The sequence below is a fragment of the Methylobacterium sp. UNC378MF genome (genome assembly GCF_900103195.1).
GTDB lineage: Bacteria > Pseudomonadota > Alphaproteobacteria > Rhizobiales > Beijerinckiaceae > Methylobacterium.
In genome coordinates this window covers 141,155-163,522 of sequence record NZ_FMWU01000013.1, presented here as the reverse complement: position 1 = coordinate 163,522, position 22,368 = coordinate 141,155, and the positions used below count along the sequence as shown (strand labels likewise).

The 22,368-nt window shown below is 69.6% G+C and carries 21 protein-coding genes and 1 tRNA gene; 9 read left to right on the top strand and 13 right to left on the bottom strand.

The window, feature by feature from the left end; all coding sequences use genetic code 11:
- Positions 1–69 precede the first annotated feature (69 nt).
- Positions 70–2,271, top strand: coding sequence for a 3-hydroxyacyl-CoA dehydrogenase NAD-binding domain-containing protein (locus BLT59_RS15525; RefSeq protein WP_091781769.1), 2,202 nt, complete (start codon positions 70–72; stop codon positions 2,269–2,271).
- Here BLT59_RS15525 and BLT59_RS15520 read toward each other — a convergent pair.
- Positions 2,241–3,218: a LysR substrate-binding domain-containing protein gene (locus tag BLT59_RS15520; RefSeq protein ID WP_091781766.1), complete on the bottom strand. Its 978-nt coding sequence runs from the start codon at positions 3,216–3,218 to the stop codon at positions 2,241–2,243. The two genes, BLT59_RS15525 and BLT59_RS15520, sit on opposite strands and share 31 nt — an antisense overlap.
- Positions 3,219–3,367: 149 nt before the next feature.
- Here BLT59_RS15520 and BLT59_RS15515 point away from each other — a divergent pair, with 149 nt between their 5' ends.
- The gene (locus tag BLT59_RS15515) at positions 3,368–4,276 is read left to right on the top strand and encodes an amino acid ABC transporter substrate-binding protein (RefSeq protein WP_091781763.1); all 909 of its coding nucleotides are present in this window, start codon (positions 3,368–3,370) and stop codon (positions 4,274–4,276) included.
- Positions 4,277–4,291: 15 nt separating this feature from the next.
- Entirely contained in the window at positions 4,292–5,350 is a 1,059-nt protein-coding gene (locus BLT59_RS15510; RefSeq protein WP_091781760.1) for a threonine aldolase family protein, read from the top strand.
- A gap of 6 nt (positions 5,351–5,356) precedes the next feature.
- Here BLT59_RS15510 and BLT59_RS15505 read toward each other — a convergent pair whose 3' ends face one another.
- The 4 genes from BLT59_RS15505 to BLT59_RS31855 form a co-directional block, all read right to left on the bottom strand.
- Entirely contained in the window at positions 5,357–6,226 is an 870-nt protein-coding gene (locus BLT59_RS15505; protein WP_091781757.1) for a 3'-5' exonuclease, read from the bottom strand.
- Positions 6,227–6,298: 72 nt separating this feature from the next.
- Complete coding sequence (gene ligA / locus BLT59_RS15500; RefSeq protein ID WP_091781754.1) at positions 6,299–8,731, bottom strand: NAD-dependent DNA ligase LigA; 2,433 nt, start codon at positions 8,729–8,731, stop codon at positions 6,299–6,301.
- A gap of 64 nt (positions 8,732–8,795) precedes the next feature.
- A complete protein-coding gene (locus tag BLT59_RS15495; RefSeq protein WP_091781751.1) occupies positions 8,796–10,088 on the bottom strand; it encodes an MFS transporter in 1,293 nt (430 codons plus the stop codon).
- 109 nt (positions 10,089–10,197) lie between these two features.
- Positions 10,198–10,365: a hypothetical protein gene (locus BLT59_RS31855; protein ID WP_244514006.1), complete on the bottom strand. Its 168-nt coding sequence runs from the start codon at positions 10,363–10,365 to the stop codon at positions 10,198–10,200.
- 111 nt (positions 10,366–10,476) lie between these two features.
- Between BLT59_RS31855 and BLT59_RS15490 the strand changes: the two genes are divergently transcribed.
- Positions 10,477–10,962, top strand: coding sequence for a 4'-phosphopantetheinyl transferase family protein (locus tag BLT59_RS15490; RefSeq protein ID WP_244514005.1), 486 nt, complete (start codon positions 10,477–10,479; stop codon positions 10,960–10,962).
- A gap of 58 nt (positions 10,963–11,020) precedes the next feature.
- Positions 11,021–11,097: transfer RNA gene (locus BLT59_RS15485), tRNA-Pro, on the top strand.
- Between the two features lie 767 nt (positions 11,098–11,864).
- On the opposite strand, the gene BLT59_RS31315 is transcribed toward BLT59_RS15485, so the two are convergent.
- Positions 11,865–12,023 carry a hypothetical protein gene (locus BLT59_RS31315; RefSeq protein WP_175544024.1) on the bottom strand — a complete coding sequence of 53 codons (159 nt, stop codon included), beginning with the start codon at positions 12,021–12,023 and terminating at the stop codon, positions 11,865–11,867.
- Between the two features lie 676 nt (positions 12,024–12,699).
- Between BLT59_RS31315 and BLT59_RS15480 the strand changes: the two genes are divergently transcribed.
- Entirely contained in the window at positions 12,700–13,740 is a 1,041-nt protein-coding gene (locus BLT59_RS15480) for a hypothetical protein (protein WP_091781745.1), read from the top strand.
- Between the two features lie 9 nt (positions 13,741–13,749).
- Here BLT59_RS15480 and tgt read toward each other — a convergent pair whose 3' ends face one another.
- Together tgt and queA are read right to left on the bottom strand one after the other, a co-directional pair.
- Positions 13,750–14,886: a tRNA guanosine(34) transglycosylase Tgt gene (gene tgt, locus BLT59_RS15475; RefSeq protein ID WP_091781742.1), complete on the bottom strand. Its 1,137-nt coding sequence runs from the start codon at positions 14,884–14,886 to the stop codon at positions 13,750–13,752.
- Positions 14,883–15,947, bottom strand: a complete 1,065-nt coding sequence (gene queA, locus BLT59_RS15470) for a tRNA preQ1(34) S-adenosylmethionine ribosyltransferase-isomerase QueA (RefSeq protein ID WP_091781739.1) — start codon at positions 15,945–15,947, stop codon at positions 14,883–14,885. The genes tgt and queA overlap by 4 nt, the downstream gene beginning before the upstream one ends.
- 97 nt (positions 15,948–16,044) lie before the next feature.
- Between queA and BLT59_RS15465 the strand changes: the two genes are divergently transcribed.
- The 3 genes from BLT59_RS15465 to BLT59_RS15455 all read left to right on the top strand — a co-directional run bounded on the left by BLT59_RS15465 (position 16,045) and on the right by BLT59_RS15455 (position 17,502).
- A complete protein-coding gene (locus BLT59_RS15465; protein ID WP_091781736.1) occupies positions 16,045–16,302 on the top strand; it encodes a hypothetical protein in 258 nt (85 codons plus the stop codon).
- Positions 16,299–16,517, top strand: a complete 219-nt coding sequence (locus tag BLT59_RS15460; RefSeq protein WP_091781733.1) for a hypothetical protein — start codon at positions 16,299–16,301, stop codon at positions 16,515–16,517. Before BLT59_RS15465 ends, BLT59_RS15460 begins: the two co-directional genes overlap by 4 nt.
- Before the next feature lie 97 nt (positions 16,518–16,614).
- Positions 16,615–17,502 (top strand): cation diffusion facilitator family transporter, encoded by an 888-nt coding sequence (locus tag BLT59_RS15455; protein ID WP_091781730.1) that lies wholly within the window; start codon positions 16,615–16,617, stop codon positions 17,500–17,502.
- Between the two features lie 8 nt (positions 17,503–17,510).
- Here BLT59_RS15455 and BLT59_RS15450 read toward each other — a convergent pair whose 3' ends face one another.
- From BLT59_RS15450 to BLT59_RS15430, 5 genes are all read right to left on the bottom strand, one after another.
- Entirely contained in the window at positions 17,511–18,767 is a 1,257-nt protein-coding gene (locus BLT59_RS15450; protein ID WP_091781727.1) for an SfnB family sulfur acquisition oxidoreductase, read from the bottom strand.
- A gap of 42 nt (positions 18,768–18,809) precedes the next feature.
- On the bottom strand, positions 18,810–19,922 hold the full coding sequence (sfnG, locus tag BLT59_RS15445) for a dimethylsulfone monooxygenase SfnG (RefSeq protein WP_091781723.1): 1,113 nt from the start codon (positions 19,920–19,922) through the stop codon (positions 18,810–18,812).
- 212 nt (positions 19,923–20,134) lie between these two features.
- Positions 20,135–20,884: an SURF1 family protein gene (locus tag BLT59_RS15440; protein ID WP_175544028.1), complete on the bottom strand. Its 750-nt coding sequence runs from the start codon at positions 20,882–20,884 to the stop codon at positions 20,135–20,137.
- 11 nt (positions 20,885–20,895) lie between these two features.
- Complete coding sequence (locus BLT59_RS15435; RefSeq protein ID WP_173009285.1) at positions 20,896–21,270, bottom strand: DUF983 domain-containing protein; 375 nt, start codon at positions 21,268–21,270, stop codon at positions 20,896–20,898.
- Between the two features lie 152 nt (positions 21,271–21,422).
- A complete protein-coding gene (locus tag BLT59_RS15430) occupies positions 21,423–22,283 on the bottom strand; it encodes a cytochrome c oxidase subunit 3 (protein ID WP_091781716.1) in 861 nt (286 codons plus the stop codon).
- Positions 22,284–22,368 lie beyond the last annotated feature (85 nt).

The following is a 22,368-nucleotide window of genomic DNA, read 5'->3' as shown; positions in this document are numbered from 1 at the left end:
CGCCGCTCTACGCAACCTTAACGTCACCACCTTGGTACTTCGCTAACGCTCTCCTGGGAGGACGGCACCGTGACGCTGACCGATTTCCGCTTCGAGACCGATCCCGACGGCATCGCTGTGGCGACCTGGGACATGCCCGGCCGCTCGATGAACGTGATCACCGAAGGGGTGATGGACCAGCTTGACCAGATCATCGAGCAGGTCGCCTCCGATCCGGCGATCAAGGGCTGCGTCATCGCCACCGGCAAGGACAATTTCTCCGGCGGTGCCGACCTCACCATGCTCCAGGGCCTCGGCCGGGCCTACGAGCAGTTGAAGGCCGAGCAGGGCGAGGAGGTGGCGATGCGCCACTTCTTCGACGCTTCCCGGCGACTCTCTCTCCTGTTCCGGCGGCTGGAGACCTGCGGCAAGCCCTTCGCGGCGGCGATCCGGGGACTTTGCCTCGGGGGGGCCTTCGAGCTGGCGCTCTCGTGCCATTACCGGGTCGCCTCCGACGACGGGAAGACGCGGGTCGGCCTGCCGGAGATCAAGGTCGGCTTGTTTCCGGGCGGCGGCGGCACGCAGCGGGTCGCCCGGCTGATGCAGACCGGCGACGCCCTCCAGATGCTGTTCAAGGGCGAGCAGATCCGCGCGCCCATGGCCAAGGGCATGGGGCTGATCCACGCGGTGGCGCCGCATGCCGAGATCGTCGAACGCGCCAAGGCCTGGATCCGCGAGGGCGGCTCGGCGGTGGCGCCGTGGGACGTGCCGAAGTTCAAGGCGCCCTCCGGCAAGGTCTACTCGCCGGCCGGCATGATGATCTGGCCGCCGGCCAACGCGATCTACCGGCGCGAGACGCACGACAATTACCCGGCCGCCAAGGCGATCCTGGCCTCCGTCTACGAGGGCCTGCAACTGCCGATGGACCTCGCCCTGCGGGTCGAGAGCCGGTACTTCGCCCACATCCTCCGATCGACCGAGGCGGCGGCGATGATCCGCACGCTGTTCATCTCCATGGGCGAGCTGAACAAGGGCGCCCGCCGGCCGAAGGACGTGCCGGCCACCAATCTACGCAAGGTCGGCGTGATCGGTGCCGGCTTCATGGGCGCGGGCGTGGCCTACGTGACCGCGCAGGCGGGTCTCGAGGTGGTGCTGATCGACCAGTCGGTCGAGGCCGCCGAGAAGGGCAAGGCCTACGCCCACACGCTCATCACCGGCCAGATCAACAAGGGCCGGGCCAAGACCGCCGACCGCGATGCCTTGCTCGGCCGGATCACCGCCACGGCGGATTACGGCGCGCTTGCCGAATGCGACCTCGTGATCGAGGCCGTCTTCGAGGATCCGAAGGTGAAGGCCGAGGTGATCCAGAAGGTCGAGGCGGTAATCCGCCCCGACGCGATCTTCGCCTCCAACACCTCGACCCTGCCGATCACCGGGCTGGCGAAGGGCTCGCAGCGCCCGGCGCAGTTCGTGGGCATCCACTTCTTCTCGCCCGTGGAGAAGATGATGCTCGTCGAGATCATCAAGGGCGAGGCCACCGGCGACGCGGCGCTCGCCACCGCCCTCGACTACGTGCGCCTGATCAAGAAGACGCCGATCGTGGTGAACGACGCCCGCGGCTTCTTCGCCAACCGCTGCGTCGGCGCCTACATCCTCGAAGGGCACAAGATGCTGGCCGAGGGCGTGCCGCCCGCGATGATCGAGAGCGCCGGGCGGCAGGCAGGCATGCCGGTCGGGCCCCTGTCGCTCAACGACGAGGTTGCCCTCGACCTCGTGCTCAAGATCGCCAAGGCCACCGAGGCCCAGGTGGGGCAGGGCGCCGTGGATCCGGCGCAGAAGGCGATCCTCTCCGAGATGGTCGAGAACCAGGGTCGCCTCGGCCGCAAGAACCGCAAGGGCTTCTACGATTATCCGGAGGGCGCGCCGAAGCGCCTCTGGCCCGGCCTCAAGGATCTGCAGCCGAACCGCCTCGATCCCGATTCCGTCGACTTCACCGAGCTGAAGCAGCGGCTCCTGGTGGTGCAGGCGCTGGAGGCGGCCCGCACGGTGGGCGAGGGCGTCGTCACCGACCCGCGCGAGGCCGATGTCGGCTCGATCCTCGGCTTCGGCTTCGCGCCGTTCACCGGGGGTGCCTTGTCCTACATCGACTTCATGGGCGCGGCGGCGTTCGTCGACCTTGCGCGGAAGCTCGAGGCCAAGCACGGGCCCCGGTTCCATGTGCCGGACAACCTGTCTGCGATGGCCGAGCGTGGCGGCACCTTCTACGCGGGGGCCGAGAAGCGCGCCGCCTGAGGTCGACTGGCCGGACGCCCGTTCGCGGCGTCCGGGAGCTGGGCGAGTTCCTCCAAGAGGATTGCCCGTGCGCAGGCGCCGAAGGCCCGCATCAGCCGACCCCGGGCGTGGTCGGGCGGGAACAGCAGCGCGAAATGCACCGGAAGGGCGGGGGCGAAGGGCCGGATCGCGATCGGCGAGACCTTTGCCTCCTCGTAGGCGGCCAGCGGGTTCATCACGCTGACCCCGAGCCCGCCCGAGACCAGGGTGCAGATCGACGCGCCGAGGCCCGCCTCGGCGGTGATGGTCAGGTCGACGCCGGCCGCTTCGAAGATGGCCTCGGTCCGGCTGCGCAGGGCGCTCCCCAGCGAGGAGGCGACGAAGGGAACGCCGCGGAAATCCTCGGGTGCGAGCGCGGTCCGCGCGGTGAGCGGATGATCCTGCGGCAGGACGGCGACGCAGGCGCGCGTCTCGACCTGTTCCAGGCGGGCTTCCGGGGCTTCGCCGTAGAGCATCGTCAGCGCCGCATCGCAGAAGCCGGTGGCGACCCACTCGTTCACGGTCCCGTCGTCGCCGGAATGGATGGCCACGATCACGTCCGGATGCGCGGCGCGGAATCGCACGACTGCCCGCGCGAGGAGCCCTCCCGCCAGACGCGGCATCGCCGCCACACGCAGCCGCTCGGCGCCGAAGGCACGGATCCGTGCGGCCGCTGATTCGAGGCTCGTGAGGCCCACGAAGGCGCGCTCGACCTCCGCGTGGAAGCGCGTCCCGTCGAGGGAAGGGACAACACGGCTCCCGCTCCGATCGAACAGGGGCAGGCCCGTGATCGCCTCCAGCTGCGCGATCAGGCGGCTCACCTGTGGCTGCGAGGTGTGGAGCCGGCGGCTCGCCTCGGTCATCGACCCGGTGGCCACCACGGCCCGGAAGGCCTCGATGTGCCGGAAGGTCATGCGCCGTTCGGCCATATCAGATCCGTATGCTCGGCGGGTGAATCGGCATTGGACGATGGCGCGCGGCCGCTCCTAGGATCGTGCGGCAAAGCTTCCGGACGAGGCCGGGGCGGGACGATGGTTCGGTGCTTCGCCGGGTCAGACATAACGAGGGGGTTCGGATCATGTCGAGGACGCTGTCGCTCCTGCTGGCTTCCCTATGCTGGGCCGGGCTTGCCGCGCCGTCCTGTGCGCAGGGGCGCCTCGACAAGATCCGCGCGACCGGACAGATCAGCCTCGGCTTCCCGGACGCGTCGCCGCCCTTCGGCTTCCTCGATCAGAATGCCAAGCCGGTGGGCTATTCGCTTGAGATATGCGAGCACGTCGCGCAGAAGCTCAAGGCGGCGCTTGGCCTGCCCAAGCTCGACGTGCGGCACATGCCGGTGATGTCGGCAACGCGGATCCCGCTGATCAACAACGGCACGATCGATCTGGAATGCGGCACCGCCAGCAACCTGCCCGAGCGGCACAAGCTGGTCTCGTTCGCGCCGACCACCTTCGTGGCGCAGGTGGTGCTGGTGGCCAAGAAGGACACGCCGGTGGATGTCGACGACATCGCCTCGTTCCGCGGCAAGTCCATTGCGGCGCAGGCCGGCGGCGAGACCCAGCGCGTTGCCACCCGGATCAATGTCCGCGACAAGCTCGACATCCAGGTGATGCCGGCCAAGGACACCGCGGAAGTGTTCCTGCTCGTCGAGACCGGCCGCGCCACGGGCGCCATCAACGACGACGCCCTGGCCCACGCGACGGTGGCGGGCGCCAAGCGGCCGGCGGATTACAAGATCGGCACCAAGGGCCTGGAATTCGCACCCTACGGTATCCTGGAGCCGAAGGACGACCCGGCCTTCAAGGCGGCCGTCGACAGGGCGGTGATCGAGCTGATCCAGGACGGCACCGTGGGCCGCCTCTACAGCCGCTACTTCGAGCAGCCGATCCCGCCCAGGGGCATCAACCTTGAGCTGCCAATGAGCGACGTCCTCAAGCGGGCTCTGGCCCATCCGACCGATTCCGGTGACGAGGCCGCGTACCGATAGGGCGGCGAGAGCGACATGCGAAACGATCAGACCCAAGCGGCGGGGACGCCGGCCGTGGTCGACCTGCGGAGCGACACGGTCACGCGGCCGACAGAGGCGATGTACGCGCGGATGCGGACGGCGCCGCTGGGCGACGACGGGCTCGACGCCGACCCGACGGCCTGCGCGCTGGAGGAGACCGCCGCCGCAATGCTCGGCAAGGCGGCCGGTCTGTTCGTGCCGAGCTGCACGATGGGCAATCTTCTGGCGATCCTGGCCCAGGTCCAGCGCAGCGAGCAGGTCCTGCTCGAGGCGCAGGCCCACATGCTCCACACCGAGCGCGGGGCCGCCACCCTGACCGGAGCGTTTCTCTACGGGATCGGCGGCACGGACGGCGCCATGGACCTCGACCGGCTGGAGGACGCCCTCCGGCCGGGCGCGAGCCCGCTGCGGACGGCCATGATCGCGCTGGAAACCTCCCACAACGCCGCCGGCGGCACCGTCCTGCCGGAGGCCCACATGGCGGCGGTGGCGGACATCGCCCGGGCGCGCGGGATCCCGGTCCATCTCGACGGCGCTCGCCTGTTCAACGCCGCGACCCATCTCGGGGTCGCGCCGGCCACTCTCACCGCCCATGTCGACACCGTGTCACTGTGCCTGTCGAAGGGCCTGAGCGCCCCGGTCGGCGCGGTGCTCGCCGGCGACGGGCCGGTGATCGCGGCGGCGCGGCGCCTGCGGAAGATGATCGGCGGGACGCAGCGACAGGTGGGCATCGTGGCCGCGGCCGGCCTTGAGGCGATCACCGTCATGGGCGCGCGCCTCGCCGAGGATCATGACCGCGCCCGGCAGCTGAGCGACGGGTTGAATGCCCTGCCGCGCCTGTCGGCGAACGCGCCGCAGACCAACATCGTGCAGGTCGATCTCGGGCGGACCGGCCGCGACAGCGCGCGCTGGGTCGCGGATCTCGACGCGGCCGGCATCCGCACGCGCCCGCTCGGTGAGCGGCGGCTGCGGCTCGTCACGCACCGGCACATCGCGGCTGATGATGTCGTGCGCGCCGTGGCGGCCTTCCGCGCCTGCCTCGACGCGGCCTGAGCTGGGTCAGGCCGCGCCCGCGACGGGGGTCTTGGCTCCGAGCATCCGGGCGAGGAGGACGACGTCGCCGGCATTGTCCGAGAGTAGGTCGGTGATGTCGCCGACCTCCAGCGCCTTCACGTGGCGGCAGCGCATCCCGTAGCGGCCGGCCGTGCAGGTGCAGCGCAGCTGCGGGCCGCCCGGTCGTTCCTCGAAACTGACGTGGTAGCGGTTGCCGGTCGATCCCCGCATGGCGAAGCGCAGGGCCGCGGGCTCGTCGCCGAAGGCCGCCAGAACCCGGCCGCTGATTGCCCCCGGGCTGCGACGCGGCACGGCCGGACCGCCAACCGCCCGCGTGACCGGCAATCCGAGCGCGGCCGCGAGGGCGTGCACGTCCGGGACCGCCCGCTCGCGCATCGCGGCCAGCGCGATCTCCGCGCAGGCATAGGCGTCCTCGCCGGCATCGTGGTGCTCGAAGCGGATGCCGAGGCGTCGCGCGACCTTGCCGAGCCCGCAACCCTCCGGGGCGGGGAAGACCCGGCGCGCCACCTGGACCGTGCAGAGATAGGCGAGATCGGGCACGGGCAAGCCCGCCCGCGTCAGGCCGGCGCGCAGGACGCCGATATCGAAGCTCGCGTTGTGCGCCAGGATCAGACCGCGGCCGAGATCGCCGAGATAGGGCGCCATCACGCCGGCGAAATCGGGCTTGTCGGCGACGTCGGCCGGCAGGATGCCGTGCACGCGAATGTTGCCGGGCGCGAAGCGCAACTCCGGCGGCCGGATCAGGTGGCTCTCGCGGCGCACGACTCGGCCATCCGCGATCCAGGCGAGACCCACCGCGCAGGCGCTGTCACGCCGCTCGTTGGCCGTCTCGAAGTCGAGGGCCAGGACCGTCATCGCGGTTCAACCGTGCCGGGTGTGAGTTCTCGGGGTGTTCCCCGAGAGGTCTAGGCCGCCACGACTCGGGCTTCAACCCTGCGCCACCATCGCCAGCCAATCGTCCTCCGAGACGACGCGGACGCCGTGCTTCTCGGCATCCTTCAGCTTCGAGCCCGCCCCCGGGCCGGCCACCACGAGGTCGGTCTTGGCCGAGACCGAGCCCGAGACCTTCGCGCCGAGGCGCTCGGCCACCGCCTTGGCTTCGTTCCGGGTCATCTTCTCCAGGGTTCCGGTGAAGACCACGGTCTTCCCCGCGAAGGCGGAGGCCGAGGCTGCCTGCTCCATCGGCTCGACCGTGACCGCGTCGAGCAGTGCCGCGACGGCGTCGGCATTGTGCGGCTCGGAAAGGAACAGGATCAGGGCATCGGTCGCCACCGGGCCGATCTCACCATCGTCGGCGAAGACCCGGTAGGCATCCCCGGGGCGCTGCGCCGCAGCCCGCGCGATCGCCGCGCGCACCGCGTCGGCATCGCCGTAATGGCTGAGGAGGTTCTCGCGCTGAACGGTGCTCAGGCGCGCCCGCTCCTTGGCCGGTGCCGCGTCATCCTCCGGGAAGCCGAGATCGAGCAGACGATCCCGGGTGGTGCCTCCGACGCGCGGAACGGCGGTGAGCTCGATCCAGTCGGGACCGGGCTGAGTCGCCGAGGCCTCGCGGATCGCTGCGATCAGCGTCGGCATGTCGGCGAAGCGCTTCGCCAGCGCCTTGGCGGTCGCCTCGCCGATCTGCGGGATGCCGAGGGCGAAGAGCAGGCGGTTCATCGGCACCGCGCGGCGCGCCTCGACGGCGGCGAGCAGGTTCTTGATCGCTTTGTCGTCCTCCTCGCCCTTCTTCTTGGCGGCTTTCTTGGGCGGCTCGGCCGTTGCAGCTTCCGCGCGCCGCTCGGCTGACAGCGCCTCGCGCCGCGCTACGATGGCGGCCTTGAGCGTCTCGAAATCGAGCCGGAACAGGTCGGCGGGCTGGCGCACGAGCCCGGCCTCGAACAGGACCTCGATGTAGGTCTCGCCGAAACCTTCGATGTCGAATCCGTTGCGCGACACGAAGTGCTTCATCCGCTCGACGCCCTGCGCCGGACAGATCAGGCCGCCGGTGCAGCGCCGCACCGCGTCGGGCCGGCCGGTGCGCGGGTTGATGGCGCGGACGGCGCGGCTGCCGCAGGCCGGGCAGGTCTCCGGGAACGCGTAGGGCCGCGAGTCGGCTGGGCGCTTGGTGAGGTCGACATCCATGACCTTGGGAATGACGTCCCCGGCCCGGACCACCGTGACTGTGTCGCCGACGCGGATGTCGCGGCCGTCACGGATCGGCTCGCCGTCCGCGCCGACGCCCTTCACGTAGCCCTCGTTGTGGAGGGTGGCGTTGGACACGACGACGCCGCCCACCGTCACGGGCCGGAGCTTGGCCAGCGGGTTCAGCGAGCCGGTGCGGCCGACATTGATGACGATGTCCTCGAGTACCGTCGTCGCTTCCTGCGCGGCGAATTTGTGGGCGAGCGCCCAGCGCGGCGAGCGCGACACGAAGCCGAGCCGCTTCTGCAAGCCGAGATCGTCGACCTTGTAGACGACACCGTCGATGTCGTAGCCGAGCCCCGCCCGGTCCGCCTCGATGCGGCGGTAATGGGCGAGCATCGCCTCTGTGTCGGTGAAGGTCTCGGTGCGCGGGTTCACCGGCAACCCCCAGGACGCGAAGCGCTGGAGCGCGCCGAATTGCGTGTCGGCGATGGGCGCCGACAGCTCGCCCCAGGCATAGGCGAAGAATCGCAGCGGTCGTGACGCGGTGATCCCGGGATCGAGCTGGCGCAGGCTGCCGGCGGCGGCGTTGCGCGGGTTGGCGAAGAGCGGCTTGCCGGCCGCTTCCTGGCGGGCATTGATGGCGGCGAAATCGGCGTGGGACAGGTAGACCTCCCCGCGCACCTCGCAGATCTCCGGCCAACCGGACCCCGAAAGCGTCGCCGGGATGTCTTGCACCGTGCGGGCATTGGCCGTGACGTTCTCGCCGACCTCGCCGTCCCCGCGGGTGGCGGCGGTTTCGAGCCGCCCGTTCACGTAGCGAAGCGACAGGGACAGACCGTCGATCTTCGGCTCGGCCGTGAAGGCGAGGGGGGCGTCGTCGGGCCAGCCGAGGAAGCGGCGCACGCGCGCGACGAACTCGGCCACCTCCGCATCGTCGAAAGCGTTGCCCAGCGACAGCATGGGCACCGCATGCCGCACCTTGGCGAACTTCTCCGAGGGCTTGGCGCCGACCGACGTGCTGGCCGCCCCGGTGCCGGCGAGATCCGGATAACGGGCTTCGATCGCCTCCATGCGACGGCGCAGGCTGTCGTACTCGGCGTCCGAGATCTCGGGCGCATCCTCCTGGTAGTAGAGCCGGTCGGCCTCCAGAATCGCGTCCGAGAGGCGCGCATACTCGGCGCGCGCTTCCTCGGCGGTGAGGTCGAGATCGAGCGGTTCGGATTTCGTGACGGCCATGCCGGGGTTCTAACGCATCGGCGGCCGAGGGGGAGTCGGCCGGGGCCAACACTCCCCGCTTCTCTCAAGGGCGGGAGGCGAGCAGATCGCCGCGCTTCGCCATCCGGAAGGCTGCGAAGAACGCCGCGGCGACGAGGGCGGCGACCGCCTGGAGCGGCAGCACGGGGGCCAGCCAGCCTGCGACCGCGGTCCCGGAGACCGAGCCGAGATTCATCGCCGCCATGTACACCTCGAACTGCGTGGCCGCGCCCGGGCGGCCCCGGCTCGCCTCGAGCAGGGCCGGCATCAGGGCGACGATCAGCAGGCCGGGCAGCACGCTGGTGAGTGCCAGGATCGCCGGTGCCGCGGCCCCGACGAGGCCGGCGCTGATCAAGCCCCCGGCCAGTACGAAGGTGACGGCGCTGCCCAGAAGCAGGACGCGAAGCGGCGCTGCAGCCCCGGCGCGGTCCGACCAGAGTCCCACCGCGACGGCGCCGGCTGTGCCGCTCACCAGGGTCAGCACCGCCTGGAGGCGCGACAGGCCGGCGGCCTCCCAGCCCTGCTGCTGGAGGAGGTCGACCGAGAAGGGCAGCTCGAACAGGCCGAGCGCCGCATCCAGGCCGAAGCACAGGGCGAGCAACCGCAGGGCGCGCGGACGGCGCAGGGCGAGGACCGTCCGGCCCAGGAAGCGCCGGAACGGGACGCGTCGCGGTGCCGGTCCGCGGCGTTCGAGCGACCAGATCGGATCGCTCGGCGCCTCGCGGACCAGGAGCATTGGCAGGCTTGCGAGGATCGCGGCGGCGAGCAGCCAGCGGGTGCTCGCCGCCAAGCCGCAGCTCGCGAGCATCCAGCCGAGGAGCGCGGCGCTGAGGCTGGTTCCGGCCACGAAGCCGGCGCGGGTGCAGGCGCTGACCCGGCCGAGTTCATGAGCCTGCACATGGTCCATGATCATCCGGTCGCAGGCGGTGTCGAGGAGGGACGCGAACAGGCTGTGGACGAGGAAGACCAGGCCCAGTGTACCGATTGCGTCGTCTCCGACGACGAGGAGGAGCGCCAGACTCGCGTGGCAGCCGAGGAGCGCGGCGATCGCGAAGGGCCGGCGCCGTCCCATCCGCGTATCGCCGGCCCGGTCCACCCACGGACCCCAGAGGAACGGCTGCAACGTCCAGGGCAGGCCCGCCAGGGCGAAATGGAGGCCGACCTCGGCCGGCGAAACGCCCTGCGCCGCGAGGTGGTTGGCAAGCGCGGTCAGGGAGAAGCCCGCAATCAGACCCTGATAGAGATAGGTGGCGAAGAACACCCCGTAGCGGACGATCCCCCGGCCGAGATTCAGCCCTCGGAAGGGAAAGCTGCGGAGATCCGCGACGTCCAACGTCATGAAGCCCCGTGCTTCTTGCACGCGACAGGCCGGTTCCCGATGCTGCTCATACCGTCCTCACCGGATCACTGCCCGTGCCGTTTCGCCCTGCCGACGCTAGCGCCAGCCCTCAGTCCCCGCGAGGCGTCGCGTGAGCGCGGCTCAGGTCTGGGTCGTGGACCTCGCCCTCCGTCCGGGCGATCTCGACCGGTGCGGAGCCGTCCTCGACGGTGCGGAACGCCTGCGCGCCGACCGTTTCCTGCGGCCGGCCGATCGGGCGCGCTTCGTTGCCAGCCACGCGGCACTCCGCCTGATCCTCGCCGATGCGCTCGGTGTCTTACCGGCCGCGGTCGAGATTGCGGTCGGCCCCAACGGCAAGCCGGAGCTTGCGGACGCGGCGGAGGGCGTCTTGCAGTTCAACCTGTCGCATTCCGGTGAGCGTGCATTGATCGGCCTCGCGCGCGACACGCCGATCGGCGTCGATGTCGAAGCCGTGCGACCGATGTCGGACGCGCTGCGTATCGCACAGGGGCATTTCGCCGCCGATGAGGTGTCTGCCCTGGCCAAAGCTCCGCGGAGCATGGTCGAGCGGCGCTTTTTTGGCCTGTGGACGCGTAAGGAGGCTGTGGTGAAGGCACTCGGCAGCGGTCTGTCGCTGCCCCTCGATCGGTTCAGCGTCAGCGTCCCGCCCGATGTCCCGCGCCTTCTCCGGGCCGTCGGCGACGAATCCTGGGACCTGGACGGTCCCTGGACTCTGATGGATCTCGATTGTGGCGCAGACCATGTCGCCACGGCAGCGGTCCAAGCGGCCGAGGCAGCGGTCACATGTCACCGGCTCTCCGACGACTGGCCCGATCATCTCGGCCGAAAAGGCGCAACACCGCGCTTGCGGTAGGGGAAAGGCGCGGCTATACACCCGCTCGCCGGCCCTGGCGGTCACGCGGGTCGGCCTTCGGAGTGTAGCGCAGTCTGGTAGCGCACCACGTTCGGGACGTGGGGGTCGCAGGTTCAAATCCTGCCACTCCGACCAAGATTTCCCGAGATCACTGAAAGTAGGCGCCGGTCGGCCTAGTGTTGCCGAACAGGCGTGATGCTTGGGTGCGGGTAACGCGCCGCAGCCGCCTCGACAGCGTCCCGTGTCCGCACGAACGCGTTCATCGGCCTCGCGCAGGCCTCGACGTGTGTCCGACTTGCGCCCCTCGGTCCGATTTTCTGCGCGGGCCGCCTCTGGGTCTTGGTCGACGTGAGGCCTGCCCGGCGGTCGGAGCGCAGACTATCCCCCGCCTCGCCCGTCCGGGCGTCCCGCACTCTGCTTCTGCGGTCGGCGCGGGCCAGCGTCGAGATCCGTCCTTTCGGATCCGACACCGGGAAGCGTGAGCGGCGCGGCGGGTACACTCTCCACCAGTAGCGCGATCATCGCGGATCGCGAGTTCAGGAGAACGGCCGGCGGCTCGCCCGTGATTTGACGCCATCGGGTGACAAAAACGCCCGTCGGCAACACGGCGAGGGCATCCGACTCCGTCGCATGACGGTCCGTTTCGGGAGGCGCGGACTGATCCATGCGCCTAAACGGCCTGGACCCCGATTCAGCAACAGCATCCGCGTGGGATGGTGAAGCGGCCGTTGCCCTGCTCGGAGAAACATCTTCCCGCCGCGACGGGCGGGCCGAAGGAGACGCGATGTGTCGACGAGCAGCGCGGCCGAGCCCACGGGCGATGGGCGAGCTTGGAAGCCCGCCGGCGAAAGGGATCGGGCCACAGGAAGGGACGCGCCGGGCAAAGGCCTACATCCAAGCCTTCAACCAGCGCTCAGCGCCAGCATGAGCCTCTGTCCGATCACGGCCAGGCCTGCCAAGAGGCCACCGATCATGATCAGGTCGGCAAGGCCACGCTTCGGTTCGGGGCGAGCCTGCGTTCCGGGATTGCGGGACCGCATCACGTTGTCCGACAGGCTCATCACCGACCTCCGTTCGTGAGGTCATCCCTATCGCGGTTTGCGTATCCCGGGGTTGCGCAAGCGCACACGGCCGCGCCTGTCGGCGAGCTCCGGGAGACTTCAGGGCGCTCGGTTCAGGCCGGCAGGAGCCAAGGCGTCGACGCACCGCGAGTCCGGGGCTGCGAGATCAAGCCGCCCGGGGAAGACCGGTCCGACGGTCGCTGTGCGCCGCCGCGATGGTCTTGGGCTGGGGCGACAACCGGCCAATTCGCGAGCAGTGAAGCGCCGGGACGTTCTGCTCCTCCGCCATGGCGCCTGCGGCGCCGCTGAATCGGCCATTGATCATCACGCACGCCGTGGAGGATCCGGCACGTTCCGCCGCTGCGGCCACGTCGGATACCGGGAGGCACGCGAGATCCTGATCGGTCCCGTACAGGCACAGGACGAAGCGAATGCGGTCGCGGATCAGAACGAGGTGCTCCTGATCCTGATAGTCCAGATCTCAGCCGGCCGCCCTGACGCACCGCAGCATCGGCGCCTCATAATTGGCCCGAGAGGAGCTGACGTTCACGGACTTCGTCGATCTGACTGTGCGGACACGTGAAGGATCGATCGTTGCGCTGCCCAAGATTGATGCGGCCTGTCTCCGCGCGCGATCCTGCGACGCGGCTCGCAGAACGGGGTAAGGAACTGGCTGATGAAAGCGCCCTCGCACCGCCAAGCCGGTCAGCCCGCAGGATGGACCGGTTTTGCACGCAGCTTCGTCGTCAGTGCCGCCGCTCTGGGCTTGGCGGTGATTGGCTTCGTGGCCGCAATCGATCCCTACGGCTTGCGGGCCGCGCCAGGCCGCCCACCCGGTCCGATCCTGGACGCCAACCAGCGGCTTTCCTACCCTCAGATCGCGCGCGGGGGTCCCTTCGACGCGGCGGTCTTCGGCACCTCGACGGCGCGGCTGCTCGATCCGCAGGCACTGGATGCGGCCTTCGGTGTGCGGTTCGCCAACTTGGCGATGAATGCCGCGACGCCCGACGAGCAGACGCGCCTCGCCACGCTGTTCCTGGCGCGCCGGCCGATCCGCGCGGTCCTGTTCGGTCTCGACGCCACATGGTGCTCCGCCGATCCGCCGGCGCGAACCGCCAACGCTTTCCCGGACTGGCTCTACGCGGATCGGGCTCCCGGTGACGTCCTCCGGCAGGTCAACCTGCGCTCGGTGACGACGGCCGTCAGAACCGGGCTCGCCGATCTCGGGCTGGCACGGTCCAGGATCCGCGGCGATGGCTACGCGGTGTTCACGCCGCCGGATGAGCACTACGATCTCGGCCGCGCCCAGGCGCATATTCGCGCGGGGACCGTCGACGCGACGGCCGACGACCGCCTCGACGCGCCGATGCCGGCGCTCACCCGGCTTGACGATCTGCTCGGACGCCTGCCGGCAGAGGCGCTGAAGGTCGTGGCCTTCATGCCGGTCCATGCGGCGGCACAGGGTCCGCCGGATTCGGCTGCCGGCCGACGCGCAGAGGCCTGCAAGGCGCGGACCGCGATGATCGGGAAACGCCGCGGAGCCGTCGTGGTGGATTTTCGCCTGATCTCGCCGCTCACCACCCGAGACGAGAATTACTGGGACGCGCTGCATTACCGTCTGCCCGTCGCTGCGCGCCTCGTATCGGATCTGAAGGCCGCCGTCGCGACCGGCCGCGACGCTCCGGACGGCGTCTACCGCGTGCTCACGCATCCCTGACGCGAGCGGTCAGGCGGCGGCGCGCTCGGCGCTGGCCCAGCCCGCGCGCGTGCTGACGCAGTAATCCGCGTAGCATCCATCCCGGATCGCCGCGCGGGCGCCGGCCATCAGGTCCTGGTAATAGGCGAGATTGTTCCAGGTCAGCAGCATCATCCCGAGGATCTCGTTCGAGCGCACGAGGTGATGCAGATAGGCACGGGAATAGTCCCGGGTGGCCGGACAAGCGGAAGCCTCATCGAGCGGCGCGGAGTCCTCGGCGTGGCGGGCATTGCGCAGGTTGACCCGTCCGTGGCGCGTGTAGGCGAGGCCGTGCCGTCCGGCGCGGGTGGGCATCACGCAGTCGAACATGTCGATGCCGCGGGCGACCGCGCCCAGGATGTCGTCCGGCGTGCCGACGCCCATCAGGTAGCGCGGCTTCGCCGCCGGCAGGTGCGGTTCCACGGTCTCGATCATGGAAAACATCACGTCCTGAGGCTCGCCGACCGCGAGGCCGCCCACCGCGTAACCCTTCAGATCGAGATCCGCGAGGGCGCGGGCGCTCTCGATGCGCAGGGCCGGCACGTCGCCGCCCTGGACGATGCCGAACAGGGCCCGCCCCGACTGCTCGCCGAACGCGACGCGGCAGCGTTCAGCCCAGCGCAGGGACAGGTGCATGGCCTTCTCGATGGCCGCGTGATCCGCTGGCAGGCGGACGCACTCGTCGAGCTGCATCTGGATGTCGGAGCCGAGCAGGCCCTGGATCTCGATGGAGCGCTCCGGGCTCATGTGGTGGGCAGTGCCGTCGATATGTGAGCGAAAGGTCACGCCCTGCTCGTCGATCTTCCGCAAGGCGGAGAGCGACATCACTTGAAATCCGCCGGAATCCGTCAGGATGGGCCGGTCCCAGTTCATGAAGCGGTGCAGGCCGCCGAGCCGGGCCATGCGCTCCGGGCCGGGCCGCAGCATCAGGTGGTAGGTGTTTCCCAGCACCACGTCGGCACCGAGGTCGCGGACTTGGCCGGGATACATGGCCTTGACCGTCGCGGCGGTGCCCACCGGCATGAAGGCCGGCGTCCGGATCTCACCGCGCGGCGTCGCGATCACGCCGGTGCGGGCCGTGCCGTCCTGCGCCAGCAGATCGAAGCGGAAGTTGGTGCTGTCGGTCATGGGATGTCCGCGCACGGGCCCGGGAAGAGCAGGCTGGCGTCGCCGTAGGAGTAGAATCGATACCCGGCTCTGATCGCGTGCGCGTAGGCCGCGCGCATCGTCTCGAGGCCGGAGAAGGCAGAGACCAGCATGAACAGCGTCGAGCGCGGCAGGTGGAAGTTGGTCACGAGGGCGTCAACCGCGCGGAACCGGTAGCCCGGCGTGATGAAGATCTCGGTCGGCCCCGAGAACGGCGCGAGGCTCCCGTCCGGGCGGGCCGCGCTCTCAAGCAGGCGCAACGCCGTGGTGCCGACCGCGACGATCCGGCCACCCGCGGCCCGCGCGGTATTCAGGGCATCGGCGGTGGCGGCGTCGAGGATGCCGATTTCCGCGTGCATGCGGTGTGCGTCGGTGTCGTCTGCCTTGACCGGCAGGAAGGTCCCGGCGCCGACATGCAGGGTGACGTGATGGCGCACCAGGCCCGCGGCATCGAGATCGGCGAGCAGCGCGTCGGAGAAGTGCAGGCCGGCCGTCGGTGCCGCCACTGCGCCCGGATTTTTCGCGTAGACCGTCTGGTAATCGGTGGCGTCGCGGGAATCCGTGGCGCGCTTGCCGGCGATGTAGGGGGGGAGCGGCAGGGCCCCCTCGAGCGCGATGGCGGCGTCGAGGTCGGGCCCGGCCCGGTCGAAGGCCAGCACGATCTCTCCGGCGTCGGCCTTTTCGATTACCGTGGCGCACAGTGTGCCGAAGCGCAGCGCGTCCCCCGCGGCGAGCCGCTTGGCCGGCCGAGCGAAGGCGCGCCAGCGGTCGGGAGCCTCGCGCAGGTGGAGCATCACCTCCGTGCGCTGTCCTGGGGCGCCGGGGCGGGTGCGAACGCCGTTCAGCCGGGCAGGGATCACCCGCGTGTCATTGAAGACCAGGGCATCGCCGGCCCGGAGGGCGTCAGGCAGATCGCGCACGGCCCGGTCGGCCAAAGGCGCGCCGGGGCGCACCACGAGCAGCCGCCCGGCGTCGCGCGGCTCAGCCGGGCGCAGGGCGATACTGGTCTCCGGCAGTTCGAAATCGAAGAGGTCCACGCGCATCGCCGGCTGCGTGCACCGAACGTCCAGAGGTTTCAACCGCGGAACCGCCTGGGAGCGCGTCCGTTTCCGCGTCACCGAGACGCGAGGCCCTCGATCCATGCCCTGGTACGCCGTTCGCCCCCGTGATGACGCCGACCCCCGATGGCCGTTGCCCGGCACACCCGAAATCGTGCTGAAGGCCGAGGATCCTGCCGACGCCCGCACAAAGTTCGAATCGGCCTATCCGAGCCAGCCCTTCGGCAGTCCGGGCGTGCCGGTCCCGGATGCCGGTGCGGGCAGCTTCCGCGGCGATCCCGACGCCCTGACCGTGGCTGAGACCGGCGAACCGCCCGCACCGCGAGATCACGAACGATGACGCCTCGCCCCCGACTCAGGCGGATCACCCTCGACGGCCAGCTCCTCGGCTACTGGGAGCGCGAGGCCGCCCGTCTGGAGGCCCTCGCCGCCGCGACGCGCTTCGTCTGGCAGCGTCGCCGCTATCTCCGCAAGGCCGAAACCGCGCGGTCCAAGGCGGAACTGAGCCGCCGGCGCGAGGCCGCCCGGGGCGACGGCGGCAGGTCGGAGACTTAGCCGCGGCTAATACGTTTTCGATGGCGTCGAACCTTTGCCGTGGCCTTGGCCGTAGCGGGTGCCGTATGGGCGCGGCGTCACTCGAACGGCGCGCACCATGGACCGCACCCAGAAAGCCGCCCTGTTCAGCGCGGGCATCGGCCTCGCCGTCACGGCGATGAAATTCTACGCCGCGTGGCTCACCGGCAGCCTCGCCCTGTACTCCGACGCGCTGGAGAGCATCATCAACGTGGTCGCGGCGGTGGGCGCTTTCGTGGCCCTGCGGGTCGCCGCCCGCCCGGCCGACGAGGACCATCCCTACGGCCACCACAAGGCCGAGTTCTTCTCCGCGGTCATCGAGGGCGCGTTGATCGTGGTGGCGGCGCTGCTGATCCTGCGCGAATCCTATTACGGGCTGCTCGCCCCGAAGCCCCTCGACGCGCCGACCCTCGGCCTAGCGATCAACTTCGCGGCGGGAATCATCAACGCGGTTTGGGCGGCGGCGCTGATGCGCTGGGGCCAACGGTGGCGGTCGCCGGCCCTGATCGCCGATGCGCGCCACGTCTTCGCCGACGTGGTCACGTCCTGCGGCGTCCTCGCCGGCGTCGGCGCCGTGGTCCTGACCGGCTACCCTGTCCTCGACCCCGTGGTGGCCGGGCTGGTCGCCATGAACATCCTGTGGTCCGGCTTCCGCATGGTCCGGGAATCGGTGGACGGCCTCATGGACCGGGCCGCTCCGGCCGAGATGGTGAGCCAGATCCGGTCGCTCATCTCCCAGCACGGGGAGGGCGCGCTGGAGGCGCACGACGTGCGCACGCGCTCCGCCGGTCAGGCGACCTTCATCGACTTCCACCTCGTCGTTCCCGGCATGATGACCGTCGAGGATTCGCACGCGATCTGCGACCGGCTGGAGACCGCCCTGGAGACCACGATCCCCGGCGCCGTGGTCACCATCCATGTCGAGCCCGGCGATGAGGCCAAGGCCCGAGGATTGCCCGTGCTGTAGCCCTCCGGTCAGCTCCAGGCGTGGAGCGGCGGGTTCACGCCGTTGAGGGCGTGGTTGCCGACGATCGCGTATTTCCAGCGGACCGGATCGTGCAGCGTGTGCGTGCGGGCGTTGCGCCAGTGACGGTCGAGATTCTCCGCCGCCAGGGTCGAGCGCGTCCCCGACAGCTCGAACAGCTTGTTCGCCGCCGCCAGGGCCACCTCGGTGGTCAGCACCTTCGCCTCCGCCACGGCGAGCTGCGCGGCCGCGACGGTCTCGGCATCCGGCCGCGCCACGGCCGCATCCAGGGCGAGGCCGGCCCGATCGAGCAGCGCCTCTGCCGCGTGCTGGCGGATGGTCAGATCGCCGACCGCCTGGATCGTGTAGGGATCCTCCGAAGCCCGCTCCAGCCCGCTGTCGATCCACGGACGGGCCTTGTCGCGGACGAAGCGGATCGTATCGTCGAGGGCCTCGCGGCCGATCCCAGCATCGACGGCCGCCTGGATGATCTGGAACACCGCGCCGTCGGCGGTGGGCGCCTCGTAGCCCTTCCAGGCGGGAACCAGATGACTCTTCGGGACACGCACATCCTCGATCAGCACGGTCCCGCTCGCCGTACCGCGCTGGCCGAAGCTCGACCAATCGTCGATCACCGTCAGGCCGGGCGCATCCCGCTCGGCGATGGCGTACCAGGCGCGCCCCTCGGCATCGAGGGCGACGATCGGGACGAGATGCGCGAGGAGCGCGCCGGTGGCGTAGAATTTCTGGCCCCGCACGACGACGTGATCGCCGTGATCCGTGAAGCGCGTGTCGAAGTCGGCCGCCCGCTTGGTGCCGCGCTCCGAGAAGGCGTTGCCGAACCGCGTTCCGCGCAGAACCTCTCCGAAGAGCAGGTGCTTCTGCGCCTCGTCCGACACGGTCCGGATCGCCGCCAGGATGCCGAGATGGTTCTGGGCGATCTGTGCGATGGCGGGATCGGCGGCCGCCAGAATGGCGATCACCTGGGCGAGGGTCCGGTACGAGACCTCGGGTCCGCCATAGGCCCGCGGCACGTTGATCGACCAGAGGCCGCTCTGGGAGAAGGCATCGAGTTCCGCGAGCGGGCGTACGGCGTGGCGGTCCCGCTCAGAGGCGCCGGCCCGGAATTCGGCGGCCAGCCGTTCGGCGACCGATAGCGCTTCGGCATCGTCACGGATCACATGGGCGGGGGAGGGCGGCCGCGCGGGTCCGGGAGCACCCGGGCGGTGCTCCGGCTCGAGCGTGCGCGCATCGACGGCGATGTTCATGGCTCACTCCGGTCAGACAAGATTCGCATCGGCAGGCGGCGTTCAGGCCGCCTCGGCGCGCCGGTCGCGCGCGGCTTCGAGGGCGCGGACCCGCGGGATCACGTGCGCGCCGAAATACGCGACGTCCTCCTGGAAATGCAGGAAGGCCAGCAGGGCGAGGTCGGCACCGGCATCCTTCAGCGCCAGGATCCGCTCGGCGATCTGGTCGGGCGTGCCGATCAGGTTGGTCTTGAAGCCGTCGTTGTACTGGACGAGGTCCTCGAAGCTCGACTTCGCCCAATTGCCTTCCCCTTCCGGAGAAGCCTTGCCGGCATTCTTCACCTCATGGCCGAAGGCTTTCACGGCGTCCGGATCGGCGTGGTCGATGATCTCCTGAAGGACGGCGCGGGCTTCCGCCTCGCTGTCGCGGGCGATCACGAAGGCGTTCACGCCGATCCGCGGATGATTGCCGGTCTCGGCCGACTTGGCGCGGATGTCATCCACCTGGGCGCGGATCGTCTCCGGCGTGCCGCCATTGGTGAAGTACCAGTCGGAGACGCGGGCCGCCATGTCGCGCGCGGCGCGCGACGAGCCGCCCTGGAAGATCTCGGGCAGCGGCTGGGCAGGCTTCGGCTTCAGCGTGTAATCGCTGTAGCGATAGAAGTCGCCGCGGAAGGTGAAGTTGTCCTGCGTCCAGATCCCGCGCAGGCTCCGGATGAATTCCTCCGATCGGCGATAACGCTCGTCATGGTCGAGCCAGGGTTCACCGATCGCCCGGAATTCGCCCGAGAACCATCCCGAGACGATGTTGACCGCGATGCGGCCTTCGGTGAGCTGCGAGATCGTGGCGATCTGCTTGGCAGCGAGGGTCGGATGCCACGGCCCGGGAAGGAGGGCCGCGATCACCTTGAGCCTGGTCGTGGCGGCCAGCAGGGCGTGGCTGAAGGCGACCGATTCGTGCTGGTACTCGGCCCCATAGCCGGCGGTGAACCGGATCTGCGTCAGCCCGTAGTCGAATCCCGCTTCCTCAGCGATCTGCGCCAGCTTCCGGTTGTACTCCGCATCCCAGCCCGTCCGCTGGGGGATCTTGCTGATCACCAGCCCCCCGGAGACGTTAGGCACCCAATAGGCGAAGCGGATCGGCTCCCGCGGTGCGTTGTCGAAATGGCTGGTCATCCGGCGTTACCTCAGTTGCACGGCGGTCCAGCGCCGTGTCGTCTTCGGATGATCGCCGCGAACTGAATACACTATGCAGGACGCGGCCGATCGCTCAAGAACACTGAAAGTATTCCGGGGCGATGGCGCGCGGTCAAAGGAACGGGATGCCGTTTTTCAGCCGATCCAGGCGAGACCTTTCCTCGCCAGGGACGCGAAGCCGTGGCTTTGTCCTAGGCGATACCTGCCGTGGGCGAATCGTGCAGGCGGCGCCACGCGAAGACCGAGAAGACGCCGATCAGACAGGCTGCGAGGCCGAACCACGTGAACGCGTACTGCAGATGGTTGTTCGGCAGGTCGACCCGTAGCTGACCGCCGCGCGGCCAGGTCGTCTGACTTGGCACGGCATCGGCCTCGATCAGGTAGGGAGCGACCGCGCTGAGGCCGCGCGCCGCCGCGATTCCCGAGACGTCGCGGTTGAACCACTCACCGCGGCTGGGGTCCGGCTCCGGCACGAACAGGCCTCGCGCTTCGCTGGCGCGGAGGATGCCGGTGACCCGTGTCGGCCCTTCGATCAGGCCGTCACGGCGATCGCCCTGCGCCTTCAGCTCGGTGGGCACGAAGCCCCTGTTGATCAGCACAATGCTGCCATCGTCCCGGCGAAGCGGCGTGAGCACGTAATAGCCCTGCAAGGCGCGGCCCGGTGTCTCGCCGGCTGCCAGCCCGTGGACCAGGGTCTCCTGGTCATTGAGGAAGCGCCCCGAGACCTGGACATGTCGAAACTCATCGCGCGCCGGATCCCAGGACTCAACCGCCGGTGGCGCCACCGGCTCCGCCCGGGTCTGCCGCACGATCCGGGCGATGAGGTCCTCCTTCCAGGCCTTGCGCTCAAGCTGCCAGACCCCAAGGCTCAGCAGGATGGCCAGTGCGATCAGCGACGCGACTCCCGGCGCGACGAGATCGCGCCAGGCAGCCCGCTGCATTTCGGCTGCGGTCACGGCTCGAAGCGTCCTTCCTCCGCCCGGTTGCTGTATTGCAGGGCGATCAGAAGACCCTTGAGCGGTCGAACCAGGAGCAGGCTAAGACCGACGGAGAGTGTCAGGGCCACGGCGGCGTGGACCCAGATCGGCGGCTCGTAGGTGATCTCCAGCCACAGGGCGAGGCCGACGACGATCAGTCCGACGATCGACATGACGAAGAAGGCCGGCCCATCTGCCGAGTCGAAATGCGCGTAGTCGAGGCCGCAGGCCTCACAGGTGGGGCGCAGAGTCAGGAAGCCGCGGAACAGATGCCCCTCGCCACAGCGGGGGCAGCGTCCGCGCAGGCCGGTGGGGATCGGGGGCGGCGGAGAATAGGTTCGGTTGTCCACGGGCACACTCCAGAACTGATCCGCGCGGGCCCCGATCGCCCCGCGCCCGGGCCGTCCTATCCGCATATGGGGTTCTCGATCCCTCGGAAACGCAAAAGGGCGGCCTGAGCCGCCCTTCGCAGGTCCGCCATGCAGCGGCGGGATGGTTCGGTTCAGTGGGCGCTGCCGTGGAAGACGCCCGAGCCCCAGACATAGATGGCGGCGAAGAGGAACAGCCACACGACATCGACGAAGTGCCAGTACCAAGCGGCGAATTCGAAGCCGAGATGCTGACGCGGGGTGAACTGGCCCGCATAGGCGCGGAACAGGCACACCGCCAGGAAGATCGTGCCGATGATCACGTGGGCGCCGTGGAAGCCTGTCGCCATGAAGAAGGTCGACGAGTAGATGCTGCCCGAGAAGCCGAACTCGGCGTGGCTGTACTCGTAGGCCTGGCAGGCAGTGAACAGCACGCCGAGGATGATGGTCAGCCAGAGGCCGTATTTCAGCCCCTTGCGGTCGCCCTCGATCAGCGCGTGGTGCGCCCAGGTCACCGTGGTACCCGAGGTCAGCAGGATCAGCGTGTTGAGCAGGGGCAGGTGCCAGGGATCGAAGGCCTCGATGCCCTTCGGCGGCCAGACACCGCCAGTGAACTCCACCCGCGAGACCTGGATCGGGTCGGCTGTGTAGAGGGCAGCCTCGAAATAGGCCCAGAACCACGCGACGAAGAACATCACCTCGGAGGCGATGAACATCATCATGCCGTAGCGGTGATGCAGCTGAACGACGCGGGTGTGGTCGCCGGAATTGGCCTCGTGCGCGACGTCCTTCCACCACGAGAACATCGTGTAGAGGACACCGATCGCGCCGGCCCCGAAGATGTAGGGGCCCGGCGTCAGGGTCCCGATCTGGAGGCTCTTCATCCAGAACACGGCGCCGAACGCCATCAGGAAGCCCGAAAAGGCCCCGATCAACGGCCACGGGCTCGGATTCAGGATGTGATAGTCGTGATTCTTGGCGTGCGCCTCGGCCATCGTCCCGTCGCTCCTCACCCTCGCGCCCCGCGCCGTTCCCGGCATCCGGCCTTACGCTGTTCGTTGCTTACTCTTGGCCGGGCGC

Excerpts from the sequence above, each read along its gene's own strand:
- BLT59_RS15520 (WP_091781766.1), bottom strand. The coding sequence starts at position 3,218 with ATGGCCGAACGGCGCATGACCTTCCGGCACATCGAGGCCTTCCGGGCC.
- BLT59_RS15515 (WP_091781763.1), top strand. The coding sequence starts at position 3,368 with ATGTCGAGGACGCTGTCGCTCCTGCTGGCTTCCCTATGCTGGGCCGGG.
- BLT59_RS15510 (WP_091781760.1), top strand. The coding sequence starts at position 4,292 with ATGCGAAACGATCAGACCCAAGCGGCGGGGACGCCGGCCGTGGTCGAC.
- BLT59_RS15505 (WP_091781757.1), bottom strand. The coding sequence starts at position 6,226 with ATGACGGTCCTGGCCCTCGACTTCGAGACGGCCAACGAGCGGCGTGAC.
- ligA (WP_091781754.1), bottom strand. The coding sequence starts at position 8,731 with ATGGCCGTCACGAAATCCGAACCGCTCGATCTCGACCTCACCGCCGAG.
- BLT59_RS15495 (WP_091781751.1), bottom strand. The coding sequence starts at position 10,088 with ATGACGTTGGACGTCGCGGATCTCCGCAGCTTTCCCTTCCGAGGGCTG.
- BLT59_RS31315 (WP_175544024.1), bottom strand. The coding sequence starts at position 12,023 with ATGAGCCTGTCGGACAACGTGATGCGGTCCCGCAATCCCGGAACGCAG.
- BLT59_RS15480 (WP_091781745.1), top strand. The coding sequence starts at position 12,700 with ATGAAAGCGCCCTCGCACCGCCAAGCCGGTCAGCCCGCAGGATGGACC.
- tgt (WP_091781742.1), bottom strand. The coding sequence starts at position 14,886 with ATGACCGACAGCACCAACTTCCGCTTCGATCTGCTGGCGCAGGACGGC.
- queA (WP_091781739.1), bottom strand. The coding sequence starts at position 15,947 with ATGCGCGTGGACCTCTTCGATTTCGAACTGCCGGAGACCAGTATCGCC.
- BLT59_RS15465 (WP_091781736.1), top strand. The coding sequence starts at position 16,045 with ATGCCCTGGTACGCCGTTCGCCCCCGTGATGACGCCGACCCCCGATGG.
- BLT59_RS15460 (WP_091781733.1), top strand. The coding sequence starts at position 16,299 with ATGACGCCTCGCCCCCGACTCAGGCGGATCACCCTCGACGGCCAGCTC.
- BLT59_RS15455 (WP_091781730.1), top strand. The coding sequence starts at position 16,615 with ATGGACCGCACCCAGAAAGCCGCCCTGTTCAGCGCGGGCATCGGCCTC.
- BLT59_RS15450 (WP_091781727.1), bottom strand. The coding sequence starts at position 18,767 with ATGAACATCGCCGTCGATGCGCGCACGCTCGAGCCGGAGCACCGCCCG.
- sfnG (WP_091781723.1), bottom strand. The coding sequence starts at position 19,922 with ATGACCAGCCATTTCGACAACGCACCGCGGGAGCCGATCCGCTTCGCC.
- BLT59_RS15440 (WP_175544028.1), bottom strand. The coding sequence starts at position 20,884 with ATGCAGCGGGCTGCCTGGCGCGATCTCGTCGCGCCGGGAGTCGCGTCG.
- BLT59_RS15430 (WP_091781716.1), bottom strand. The coding sequence starts at position 22,283 with ATGGCCGAGGCGCACGCCAAGAATCACGACTATCACATCCTGAATCCG.